Source organism: Brevundimonas sp., from assembly GCF_031082345.1.
Taxonomy (GTDB): domain Bacteria; phylum Pseudomonadota; class Alphaproteobacteria; order Caulobacterales; family Caulobacteraceae; genus Brevundimonas.
The window spans coordinates 1-11,532 of the sequence record NZ_JAVHLH010000070.1 but is presented as its reverse complement, the minus strand read 5'-3'; the positions used below and the strand labels follow the sequence as shown (position 1 = coordinate 11,532).

Annotated in this window: 11 protein-coding genes and 1 pseudogene; 5 read left to right on the top strand and 7 right to left on the bottom strand. The window is 71.0% G+C overall.

Translation table 11 applies throughout. From position 1 onward, the window contains the following. Together phnD and phnE are read left to right on the top strand one after the other, a co-directional pair. Positions 1-968, top strand: a 968-nt coding sequence (gene phnD, locus RDU12_RS06540) for a phosphate/phosphite/phosphonate ABC transporter substrate-binding protein (protein ID WP_308684310.1), incomplete at its 5' end; no start/stop codon positions are given. Between the two features lie 65 nt (positions 969-1,033). After that, the gene (gene phnE / locus RDU12_RS06535) at positions 1,034-1,789 is read left to right on the top strand and encodes a phosphonate ABC transporter, permease protein PhnE (RefSeq protein ID WP_322257453.1); all 756 of its coding nucleotides are present in this window, start codon (positions 1,034-1,036) and stop codon (positions 1,787-1,789) included. 163 nt (positions 1,790-1,952) lie between these two features. Here phnE and thrS read toward each other — a convergent pair whose 3' ends face one another. From thrS to RDU12_RS06515, 4 genes are read right to left on the bottom strand one after another with little or no spacing between them, the layout of a single operon-like run. Then, a complete protein-coding gene (gene thrS, locus RDU12_RS06530) occupies positions 1,953-3,875 on the bottom strand; it encodes a threonine--tRNA ligase (protein WP_300290226.1) in 1,923 nt (640 codons plus the stop codon). Beyond that, entirely contained in the window at positions 3,872-4,120 is a 249-nt protein-coding gene (gene yidD, locus RDU12_RS06525) for a membrane protein insertion efficiency factor YidD (RefSeq protein WP_300290230.1), read from the bottom strand. The genes thrS and yidD overlap by 4 nt, the downstream gene beginning before the upstream one ends. 44 nt (positions 4,121-4,164) lie before the next feature. Then, positions 4,165-4,647: an iron-sulfur cluster assembly scaffold protein gene (locus RDU12_RS06520; RefSeq protein ID WP_300290228.1), complete on the bottom strand. Its 483-nt coding sequence runs from the start codon at positions 4,645-4,647 to the stop codon at positions 4,165-4,167. Positions 4,648-4,690: 43 nt separating this feature from the next. Continuing rightward, positions 4,691-5,500, bottom strand: a complete 810-nt coding sequence (locus RDU12_RS06515; RefSeq protein WP_308684309.1) for a tetratricopeptide repeat protein — start codon at positions 5,498-5,500, stop codon at positions 4,691-4,693. A 95-nt stretch (positions 5,501-5,595) separates the two neighbouring features. Here RDU12_RS06515 and RDU12_RS06510 point away from each other — a divergent pair, with 95 nt between their 5' ends. Further along, a complete protein-coding gene (locus RDU12_RS06510) occupies positions 5,596-6,987 on the top strand; it encodes a M17 family metallopeptidase (RefSeq protein ID WP_300293220.1) in 1,392 nt (463 codons plus the stop codon). Between the two features lie 88 nt (positions 6,988-7,075). After that, positions 7,076-7,876: an NlpC/P60 family protein gene (locus tag RDU12_RS06505; RefSeq protein ID WP_308684308.1), complete on the top strand. Its 801-nt coding sequence runs from the start codon at positions 7,076-7,078 to the stop codon at positions 7,874-7,876. Here RDU12_RS06505 and queG read toward each other — a convergent pair. The 3 genes from queG to RDU12_RS06490 form a co-directional block, all read right to left on the bottom strand. Continuing rightward, on the bottom strand, positions 7,867-8,988 hold the full coding sequence (gene queG, locus RDU12_RS06500; protein WP_300292079.1) for a tRNA epoxyqueuosine(34) reductase QueG: 1,122 nt from the start codon (positions 8,986-8,988) through the stop codon (positions 7,867-7,869). The genes RDU12_RS06505 and queG overlap by 10 nt on opposite strands. A gap of 24 nt (positions 8,989-9,012) precedes the next feature. Then, on the bottom strand, positions 9,013-9,696 hold the full coding sequence (locus tag RDU12_RS06495) for a glutathione S-transferase family protein (protein WP_300292077.1): 684 nt from the start codon (positions 9,694-9,696) through the stop codon (positions 9,013-9,015). Positions 9,697-9,761: 65 nt separating this feature from the next. Next, positions 9,762-10,691, bottom strand: coding sequence for a cation diffusion facilitator family transporter (locus RDU12_RS06490; protein WP_300292075.1), 930 nt, complete (start codon positions 10,689-10,691; stop codon positions 9,762-9,764). Between the two features lie 125 nt (positions 10,692-10,816). On the opposite strand from RDU12_RS06490, the pseudogene RDU12_RS06485 reads away from it, so the two are divergent. After that, positions 10,817-11,532: pseudogene (locus RDU12_RS06485) on the top strand (citrate/2-methylcitrate synthase); the annotation flags it as partial.

Genomic DNA, 11,532 nt, shown 5'->3' with positions numbered 1-11,532 from the left:
CGCTCGCCGCCGCCCTCGCCCTCGGCGTCGCCTCCTGCGGCGGCGGCGACGACGCCCGGGACGGCGCCGCGCCGACCGAGCTGACCTTCTCCATCCTGTCGGCCGAGGGGCAGGCCTCGTCAGGTCCGCTGTGGCAACCGCTGCTGGACGACATGTCCAAGGCCGTCGGCATACCCGTGCAGCCCTATTTCGGCTCGAACTACACCGTCCTGGTCGAGGCCATGCGCGGCGGCCACACCCAGGTCGCCTGGTTCTCGGCCAAGCCGGCGGTCGAGGCGATCGACCGGGCTGACGCCGAGGTCATCGCCCGCATCGTCGATCCCGAGGGCCGCGACAGCTACCGGTCGACCCTGATCGTCAAGGCGGGCTCGGGCATCACCCTGGCGAACGTCCTCGCCTGCGGCAAACAGTACGACTTCGGCATCGGCGACGCCCAGTCGACCTCGGGCACGCTCGCGCCCATGACCTTCCTGTTCAACCCGCGCAACATCGTCCCGGCCGCCTGTTTCAAGACCGTGCGGTCCGCCAACCATCAGGCCAACGCCTTCTCGGTCGCCACCGGGGTGCTGGACGTCGCGACCTCGAACACGGTCAACACCGTCTTCCTGACCCGCCAGAATCCGCAGATCGCGGCCCAGATCGAGGAGATCTGGCAATCGCCCCCGATCCCCGAGAGCGGCATCGTCGTGCGTGAGGACCTCGATCCCGCGCTGAAGGAGAAGATCCGCAGCTTCTTCCTGACCTACGGCCAGGGCGAAGGGCCCGAGGCGGAGCGCCAGCGCGCCGTTCTGGCGGGGCTGAACTATTCCCGCTTCAACCCGGCTGACGACAGCTATCTGAACCCGATCCGGGAGATGGTCGCCGACCAGCAGCTCATCGAGGCGCGCGCCGCCGGCGACGCCGCCAAGGTCGCGACCGCCGAACGCGAGCTGCAGCGCCTGCGCAGCCTGCGCGAGGTCCAGCCTTGACCGACGCGACCGTTCCGACGCCGGCGACCGGTTCGGCCGTTCCGCAGCCCCCCTCCAAGTCGCCCATGTCGTGGGCCCTTGATCTGGTGGTCTGGGGCGGCATCGCCGCGGTGCTGATCTACAGCATCGACGCGGTCGATCTCGGCAATCTCTCGCAGCTGGTGACCAACAGCGACCAGATCCAGAATTTCGGCCGCGAACTGCTGCGGCCCGACTTCAGCGACTGGCGCCTGTTCGTCGCCAAGATGTGGGAGACGATCCAGATCGCCCTGTGGGGCACCTTCCTGGCGGTGTTTCTCGGCGTGCCGCTCGGCCTGGCCGCAGCCCGCAACATCGCCCCGATCTGGGTGGTGACGCCGGTGCGCTGGGTGATGAACCTGCTGCGCTCGGTGCCCGACCTGGTCATGGGCCTGCTGTTCGTCGTCGCCGTCGGACTCGGGCCTCTGGCGGGCGTACTGGCGATCATGCTCAACACCGCCGGGGTCCTGGCCAAGCTGTTCTCCGAGGCGGTCGAGTCGATCGACAAGGGGCCGGTTGAGGGCGTCCGCGCCACCGGCGCCTCGCCGCTGCACGAGATCGTCTGGGGCGTCATCCCGCAGGTGGCGCCGCTGTGGACCTCCTTCGCCCTCTACCGTTTCGAGTCCAACAGCCGCTCGGCCACGGTTCTGGGCCTGATCGGGGCCGGGGGCATCGGCCAGGTGCTGTTCGAGCGGATGAACAGCTTCGATTTCAACGGCGTCTCGGCCGTTGTCATCATCGTCATCGTGGCCGTGACCCTGATCGACATGCTGTCGCAGGCGATGCGCAAGCGGTTGCTGTAGTCAGCGCCCTCTTCCCTTGCGGGAGAGGGAGACCGCGCACGGCGGCGTCAGCCGTCGTCCTTGTGCGGTCGGGTGAGGGGTCTCACAGGTCTTCAGGACAGGCCCGCTCGACCCCTCATCCGTCGGCCTTCGGCCGCCACCTTGTCCCGCAGGGGGAGAAGGATCAGTTCCGCAGATCCGGCGGCGTCGCCTCTTCGGTCAGGATGCGGATGGCCTCCTCGACGGACACCACCTCCTGGGCCTGCGAGCCCAGACGGCGAATGGCGACCGTGCCCTGTTCGGCCTCGTTCTTGCCGACCACGGCGATGACCGGGACCTTGCCGACCGAGTGTTCGCGCACCTTGTAACCGACCTTCTCGTTGCGCAGGTCGATCTCGGTGCGCAGGCCGGCGGCCTTGAACTTCGCCATCACTTCGCGGGCGTAGTCGTCGGCCTCCGAGACGATGGTCGCCACCACCGCCTGGGTCGGGGCCAGCCACAGCGGGAAGGCCCCGGCGTAGTTCTCGATCATGATGCCGATGAAGCGCTCGAAACTGCCCAGGATGGCCCGGTGCAGCATCACCGGCCGGTGCTTCTGCCCGTCCTCGCCGACGTATTCGGCGCCCAGCCGCTCGGGCAACACATAGTCCAGCTGGATCGTGCCGCAGGTCCATTCGCGGCCGATGGCGTCCTTGACCACGAAGTCGAGCTTGGGCGCATAGAAGGCCCCGTCGCCCTCTGTCACGACCGGCTCCGTCCCGGCGGCACGGGCCGACTCGGCCATCAGCGCCTCGGCCTTGTCCCAGAACTCGTCCGAGCCGGCGCGGGTCTCGGGCCGCGTGCCCAGGCTGATGTAGGCCGTCTCCATGCCGAGATCGGCGTGGACCGACCGCGCCAGCGCGATGAAGCTGGCTGTCTCCTCGACGATCTGGTCCTCGCGGCAGAAGATGTGGGCGTCGTCCTGGGTGAAGCCGCGCACCCGCATCAGGCCGTGCAGACTGCCCGACGGCTCATAGCGGTGGCAGGCCCCGAACTCGGCCATGCGCAGCGGCAGCTCGCGATAGGACCGCTGACCCTGGTCGAAGATCTGCACATGCCCCGGGCAGTTCATCGGCTTGAGCGACAGTTCCTCGCCCTCGACCGTCTCGCAGACGAACATATTGGGCCGGTATTTCTCCCAGTGGCCCGAGGCCTCCCAGAATTTCCGGTCCAGCACCTGCGGCGTCTTCACCTCGACATAGCCGGCGGCGGCGAGGCGGCGGCGCATATAGGCCTCGATGACCTGCCACAGCATCCAGCCCTTGGGGTGCCAGAAGACCATGCCGCGGCCCTCTTCCTGCATGTGGAAGAGCTCCATCTGGCGGCCGATCTTGCGGTGGTCGCGCTTCTCGGCCTCCTCGACCCGCTGCAGATAGGCGTCGAGGTCCTCCCTGGAGGCCCAGGCCGTGGCGTAGATGCGCTGCAGCTGCGGATTGCGGTGGTCGCCGCGCCAATAGGCGCCGGCCAGCTTGGTCAGCTTGAAGGCCTTGCCGACGAATTTGGTCGAGGGGAAATGCGGCCCGCGGCACAGGTCGACCCAGTCGCCCGTCGCATAGGTGGTGATCGTCTCGCCCTCGGGCAGGTCGCGGATCAGTTCGGCCTTGAAGGTTTCGCCCTTGGATTCGAACAGCTTGATCGCTTCGTCGCGGTCCCACACCTGACGCACCAGCTTCAGATCGCGGTCGACGATCTCGGCCATCCGCTTCTCGATGGCGGCGAAGTCGTCGGTCGAGAAGGGCTCGTCGCGGGCGAAGTCGTAATAGAATCCGTCCTCGATGGCCGGGCCGATGGTGACCTGGGTGCCCGGGAACAGCTCCTGCACCGCCTGCGCCAGCACGTGCGCCGCGTCGTGGCGGATGGTCTCCAGCGCGGCCGGATCGTCGCGCATGATCAGCTTGAAGTCGCCGCCGCGCTCCAGCGGGCGGTCGAGGTCGCGCTGTTCGCCATTGATCTCGACCAGGGCCGCGCGCTTGGCCAGCGACGGCGAGATGGAGGCGGCGACGTCACGGCCCGTGGCGCCGTCGGGGTATTCGCGGCTGGCGCCGTCGGGGAATTTCAGTTCGATCATCGTTCAGTCTTTGCAGGCGGAACCGGGTCATAGCCCGATTGGCCGAAGGGGTGACATTTGCAGAGGCGCCGGACGGTGAGCCATCCCCCCTTGATCGGTCCGTGCTGGATCAGCGCGTCCCGGCCATAGTCGGAGCAGGTCGGCAGGAACCGGCACTGCTGTCCGATCAGGGGCGACAGCGTCAGCTTGTAGCCGCGATGGGCCAGCCGGACGCCGCGTTCGTAGAGATTACCGCCGGGTGCCATGTCGCCGCGCTTATCCCCCGCCAAGGCGGCGGGGGCAACGGGCGCTATGCCGCGCCGGCGAGGCTAGTTCGCGTGTCGGGCGCCTTGCGGGCCAGAGAACGACCCAAGGCTTGCTTCACCGCGTCGAGCGTCGCCTCGATGGCGACCATGGTTGAGGCGTGCCGGGCCGGGTAGTCGGCGACCAGTTTCAGGGCGCGCAGTCCCTCGAACCGGCCTTCGGGACCCTCGCCGCCGGCCTTGAGCATGGCGCTCATGGCGTCGCGGGCCGCCTCGATCTCTTCCAGCGAGGCGCCGATGACGGACTCGCCGAGCACGCCCGCCGCCGCCTGACCCAAGGCGCAGGCCTTCACATCCTGGGCGAATTCGGCGACGCGGCCGTCGGCGTCCAGCGTCACGTCCACGATGGCCTTCGAGCCGCACAGCTTGGCGACCCGTTCGCCCGTGCCCTGCGGCGCGGCCAGCCGCCCGCTGTGCGGCAGATTGGCCGCCAGCGTGAGGATGCGCGCGCTGTAGAGCTCGTCGATCATGGACCCAAGATAGGCGGGCAGGGGGCCGGCGTGAAGCCCGGCCTCAGCCGCCCTGCAGCGAGCCCCAGGTCCGGGCCTGGTCGGCGGCGGCCGATCCCGCCCGGGCCCGCAGCCATTCCAGGTTCCGGTCGGCGGCGTCCGGCGGCAGGTCCCGGCGCATCATCGCCTCGGCTTCGCCCATCTTGCCATTGAGCCCCAGGGCCATGGCGAGGTTGAGTCTGACCTTCAGCGAGGCGCCCGGCTGGGCGGCGGCGCGGCGCAGCAGGGGCTCGGCCGAGGCGGTGTCGCCCCGGGTCATGGCCGAGATCGCCATATTGGTCAGCACGTCGGGATTGTCGGGCGACAGGGCCAGCGCCTGGGCCCAGGCCGACTGGGCGTCCTGCGACCGGCGCACCTGCTCATAGGCCGTGCCCAGCAGGGACCAGGCTCGCCAGTCGCGGGGATTGGCGTCGCGGGCCCGCTCCAGCGCGGAGACGCCATAGAAGGCCTGCCCCCGGGCGATATGGCCCCGGCCGACCTCGAGCATCGCCTCGACGTTGCTGGGCTGCACCAGCAGGACCCGCTCGGCCATGTCGGCCGCCTCCTGATAGCGGCCAAGCTCGCGCATGGCCTGCGCCGCCTTGACCCCGGCGATCGGATCCATCGGATTGAGCTCGGCCTGTTCGGTCCAGAACACCGACCGGCTCAGCGGATCGGCCCGGTCGTAGGCGGCGCGCGCCTCGGCGCTGGCCGGCGCCCGTGGCGCGGCCTGCGTCTGGGGCTCGGCCTGCTGCGCCACGGCCGGCGCGCCGACGGCCAGCAGCGGCGCGACGAACAGGGCGATGGTTGCGATACGGGCGGTCGTGCGCGACATGGAAGGCGCTCCGGAAGGTTCGGGCTCCAGACTCGGGCCTTCGCGTCAATCCTTGGTTAAGATCGGCCGCCGTCCGGCCGGAAAGGCCGCCTGCGATGTCCGTGCTCCACCCCGACCTGTTGACCGCCGACGACGCGGGCGCCCTCCCGGTCCGGATCGTCCGCAAGGATGCGCCGGTCGAGGGGGTCTGGGGGGCCTGGGCCCGGTCCAACGACTTCACCGGCAAGGCGGGGCAGGTGCTGCTCCTGCCCTGTTCCGACGACGGCCTGTCGGGCGCCCTGTTCGGGGCCGGCGAGACCTTCGACCCCCTGACCGTCCGCGCCCTCGCCGGCAAGCTGCCCGAGGGCCTGTGGCGGCTCGAAGACCTGGAAGCGGATCAGGCCTCACAGGCGGCCCTCGCCTTCGCCCTCGGGGCCTACCGCTTCGACCGCTACAAGACGCGCCCCACAGGGCCGGCCCGCCTGGCCGTCGGTCCCGGCGTCGACGCCGCCGCCATCCTCCGCATCGCCGCCGCCTGCGCCCTCGCCCGCGAGATGGTCGACACGCCCGCCGCCGACATGGGCCCGCTGCAGATCGAGACCATCGCCCGCGAGATCGCCGAGGCGTCGGGCGCGTCCATCGCGGTCACCACCGGCGACGCCCTGCTGGAAGACAACTACCCGGCCGTTCACGCCGTCGGCCGCGCCGCCGCCCCGCACAGGGCACCGCGAGTCATCGAGATCGGCTGGAACCTCGACCGGACCGACCTGCCGCTGGTGGCCCTCGTCGGCAAGGGCGTCGTCTTCGACACCGGCGGTCTCGACATCAAGGCCGCGGCCGGCATGCGCAACATGAAGAAGGACATGGGCGGCTCGGCCCACGCCCTGGCGCTGGGCCGGCTGGTCATGCAGGCCGACCTGCCGGTGCGGCTGGTGGTGCTGGTGGCGGCGGTCGAAAACGCCATCTCGGCCGACGCCTTCCGCCCCGGCGACATCCTGAACAGCCGCAAGGGCCTGACCATCGAGATCGGCAATACCGACGCCGAAGGCCGCCTGGTCCTCGCCGACATCCTGACCCGGGCCGGCGAGCATTCGCCCGACCTGACCCTCGACTTCGCCACCCTGACCGGGGCGGCCCGCATCGCCCTCGGCCCCGAACTGCCGCCCCTGTACAGCGACGACGAGGCCCTGGTGACCGACTTGTTGCAGGCCGCCGGCGCCGTCGGCGACCCTCTGTGGCCCATGCCGCTGTGGGCCGGCTATCGCGCCGCCCTCGACAGCGAGATCGCCGACGTCCGCAACGACTCCGCCGCCTGGGCCCAGGCCGGATCGATCACCGCCGCCCTGTTCCTGCAGAAATTCGCCCCGACGACGGGCGCCTGGGCGCATATGGACATCTTCGCCTGGAACCCCCGGGCCCAGCCCGGCCGGCCCGAGGGCGGCGAGGCCCAGGGCCTGCGCGCCTGTTTCGAAATGCTGTCCCGGCGCTTCCCGGGCGCCGCCGCCTGAGGGCCGTGCGCCACGAAATCGCCTCCGTTCGTTAACGGCCCTTTCGGCATATCGAACCATGATGCGGGCTCAACCGGACGAGCCTTGCTTGACTCCAGACGCCCACACGCCTGACCCCCGCACCACGCTCGCGCGGCCCGACCTGGCCGAGCAGGCGCTGGAGGGGCTTGTTCGGGCCGCGGCCTATCGCCCGGTCCGGGCCATGGAGGCCGCCGTCCCGTTCGCCGACATCCACGCCGCGGCCGACCCCGCCTCCGAGCGCATCGACCAGCTGATCTACGGCGAGGCCTTCGACGTGCTGGACCAGAAGGGCGACCGCCTGTGGGGCCGCGCGCGCCGCGACGGCCTCGTCGGCTGGATCTCCGCCTCGGCCGTGCAGCCCGGCGCCCGCCTGCCGACCCATCGCGTCGCCGCCGTCGCCGCGGCCCTGCCGCTCAACGCCCTGATCGCCGACGCCGCGGACGTTGCGGCCGATGACCTCGCCCCGATCGGCGCCTTCGAGAGCGACCCCGTCGCCGTGGCCGAACGCCTGCTCGGCGTGCCCCACAGCCTGGGGGCCCGCTCGTCCGCCGCCACCGACTGCTCGGGCCTGGTCCAGCAGGCCCTCTACGCCTGCGGCCTCGCCGGCCCCCGGTACGCCGACCAGCAGGCCGAACTCGGCCAGGCCGTTGATCGCTCAGACGCCCGTCGCGGCGATCTCATCGTCTGGCTGTCGCCCCCCGGCGACCACAGCTGGACCGGCCATTCGGCCTTCATGCTCGACGCCGACCGGGTCATCCACGCCACCGGCCACCATGGGGCCGTGGTCATCGAGGCTTTCGCCGAGGCCGACGCCCGCTATCGCGCCGACGGCTTCCACGCCCCGGTGTTCCGCCGCCTTCAGGCCTGAGCGCCGGTCCATTCGGCCCGCACCGAGGCGTCCGTCTCGCCCGACAGCCGCTCGGCCCTGACCCCAGCGAACCCCGCCTCGTCCATCAGCCGCGACAGCGCCCACACCGCCGCCCCCCGCACCACCGGGGCCGGATCGTCGAGCAAGTCCCGGGCGGCCTCGACCAGCGCCGGATCGTCGCTGTTGCCGATGGCGTAGAGGACGTTGCGCACGAACCGGTCGCGCCCGATCCGCTTGACCGGGCTCTTCGAGAACAGCGCCCGGAAGGCCGCATCGTCCAGCGCCGCCAGGTCCGCCAGCCGCGGCGACACCAGCGCCTCGCGCGCCTGCACCCGCGTCTCGTGCGAGGCCACGGCGAACTTGTTCCACGGGCAGATCGCCAGGCAGTCGTCGCAGCCGTAGATGCGCGATCCGGTCAGCGGCCGGAACTTGACCGGCCACGGCCCCGCGAATTCGATGGTCAGGTAGGACAGGCACCGCCGCGCATCCAGCTGGAACGGGGCCGGGAAGGCCTGGGTCGGGCAGACGTCCAGACAGGCGGTGCAGGCCCCGCAATGCTCGCCTTCCGGCGCGTCGGGCTCCAGCTCCGCCGCGCTCAGGATCACCCCCAGGAACAGCCAGTTGCCGCGTGTCCGCGACAGCAGATTGGTGTGTTTGCCCTGCCAGCCGACGCCCGCCCGCTGGGCCAGCGGCTTCTCCATCAGCGGGGCCGTGTCGACGAACACCTTGACGTCCTCGCCCGTCCGGGCCGCGATCTGCCCCGCCAGCGTCTTCAGCCGCCCCTTGATCAGTTCGTGATAGTCGTCGCCGCGCGCATAGACCGAGATGTATCCGGCCGACCGGTCGTCCATCTCGGGCAGGGGGTCATGCCCCGGGCCGTAGTTGAGGCCCAGCACCACGGCCGTCTTCGCCTCGGGCCACATGGCGGTCGGATGGGCGCGCCGTTCCAGCGTGGTCTCCATCCAGCCCATGTCGCCGTGCCGCCCGGCCCCGACGAAATGCGCCAGCCGCTCGCCCGCGCTCCACGGCGCGCTGGCCGAGGCGAACCGGCAGACGTCGAAGCCGAGGGCCTCGGCGCGCTCGCGGATGAAATGTCGGGGGTCGGCCGCCATGCGCGTCGTCTGACGCCTTGGCGCTCAGAAGTCGAGGTCGTGGTACCAGGCCGAAGGCTGGACCCCCGGGAAGCGGTCGGCGAGCAGCGGCCGGAAACAGGGCCGCGACTTCAGCTTCATGTACCAGGTCTTCAGCGCCGGATAGTTCGCCCACGCCACCTCGCCGAAATAGTCCAGCACCGACAGATGCGCCGCGGCGACCATGTCCGCCTGGCTGATCCGCCGCCCCGCCAGGGCGTCCCGCGTCGCCAGCAGGCCCTCCAGCATCGCCAGATGGGCCTTCAGCGCCTCGCGGCCGGCCCGCAGGGCCCGCGCCTCGGGCGGTCCGAGCCGCAGCAGCGGCTTCTCCATCCGCTCATGCAGCAGGACGGCGTTGACCTCGTCGTTGAAGCGACGGTCGAACCAGCTCACCAGCCGCCGCGTCTCGGCCCGCTCGACCGGATCGACCGGCATCAGGAACGGCTCCGTCGCCCGATCCTCCAGCCAACCCAGGATGGCGGCCGGCTCGCACAGCGTCAGGGCCCGCCCGGTCTCCGTCGTCTGCAGCACCGGCGGCATGCCCGAGGGGTTCAGCGTCGCGACCGGGCAGCCGTCTTCCCACGGCCGGACCACCGTGTCGGCGAACTCGATCCGCGCCTCGCCCAGGGCCAGACGCGCGGCGCGGGAGCCGGGATCGAACGGGAAATGGTACAGGACGCAGGCCGACATCAGCGATGCATGCCGCACAGGGCGTTAAGTCCACGTTAGCCATGGCCGCGGTCAGCGGGTTTCCGTCAGGCGGTCCCGTCCGCCGCCGCGCCCGCATCGGCATGGATTTCGGCCCGTCCGCGGGGGTCGGCGTGGATCAGGATGTCGGCGCCGGGAAAGGCGGCGAGCAGGCGATTCTCGGCCTCGACCACGATGTCGTGGGCCTGTTCCAGCGTCAGGCTCGGCTCAAGGTCGACATGCATCTGGATCGACATCATCGACCCGGCCATGCGGCTGCGCAGCTGATGGACGCCGGAGATGCGGGGATCGGCCAGCACGGCCGTGGTGATGGCGATGCGGTCGGCGTCGGGCACGGCCCGGTCCAGCAGGTGATCCGCCGCCTCCTTGAGCAGGCCGAGCGCGCCCCAGAACAACCAGACGGCGACGATCAGCCCCGCCGCCGCATCCAGACCGGGGGCGGACAGGAAGGCGCCCGAGGCCACGCCGATCAGGACGACGACGCCGGCCGCGAGGTCGGCGGCGTAATGGGCCTGGTCCGCCTTCACCGCCATCGAGCCGCTGCGCTTGATGGCCCGGTCCTGCATCCACACCAGCCAGCCGGTCAGGGCGATCGAGATCAGCACGACCACCACGGCCCAGTAGCCGGAGCTCACCGGGCGGGGGTCGAAGATGCGCTGGACCGCCTCCCAGCCGATGAACAGGGCCGAGGCGAAGATCAGGCCGGACTGCACCAGGGCGGCCATCGCCTCGCCCTTGCCGTGGCCATGGCGGTGCTCGGCGTCGGGCGGGGCGGCGGCCCAGCGCACGGCGAAGAAGGTGGCCAGGGACGCGACCAGATCCAGCGCCGAGTCCGTTAGCGAGGCGAGGATCGCCACCGAGCCGGAGGCGCCGAGGGCGAAGGCCTTCAGCGCGATCAGCACCACCGCCACGCCGACCGACAGCCGCGTCACGCTGCGGGTCGCCAGATGAACGTCGTCGTGGCCGGTCGGGGTCATCGCCGCCTTGTCGCGGAAAGCGTGCGCGGCGCCAAGGCTTGCGGCGTTAGCGGCATCGTCACGAAATGGCCCCATGCTGCGCGCGCCATGGGAGTTCAAGGCTCCCGGGGTCTTTCGGAGGCGACATGCACTCGACGGGGACGGCGACGCAGGCCGGCCGCTGGATCGGACGCGGCGAGGCTCTGGCCCGGTTGGGGGTCAAGGCCCAGACGCTGTACGCCTATGTCAGCCGTGGCCGCATCGCCGCCCGCCCCGACCCCGACGATCCCCGCCGCAGCCTCTACGCCGTCGCCGACATCATCCGGCTGAGCGGCGACGAACCCGAGGCCGACATCGGCCAATGGCTGCCGCCGCCGGAAGAATCAGACGCGCCGGACATCGAGATCCGGTCATCGGTGTCGATGAGCGACGGGCGGCGGCTGTTCTATCGCGGCCTGGACGCGGTCCAGCTGGCGGAGACGGCGACCCTCGAGGACGTGGCGCGGCTGATGTGGGACGCGCGGTCGCACAATCCATTCGCCGAGGTTCGTCCGCGCGTCGGCGCCATGCCCGGTCATTCGGCCCGCGGCCGCCTGTTCTCCGCCCTCGCGCGTCGCGCCGAAGAGGACGCTGAGCTCAAGCCGCGCCCGGTCGAGGCGACGCGGGTCGAATGCGCCCGGGTTCTCGACGAGGCCGTCGACGCCGTGGCCGGCCCGGGTCCGCGACTATTCCTGCATCAGCGGCTGGCGCGGACGTGGAAGGTGCGCGAGCCGGACGCCCATCTGATCCGCCGCGCCCTGGTGCTGGCCGCCGACAACGGGCTCGACGACGCCGCCCTCGCCGCGAGGACCGCCGCCGCGGG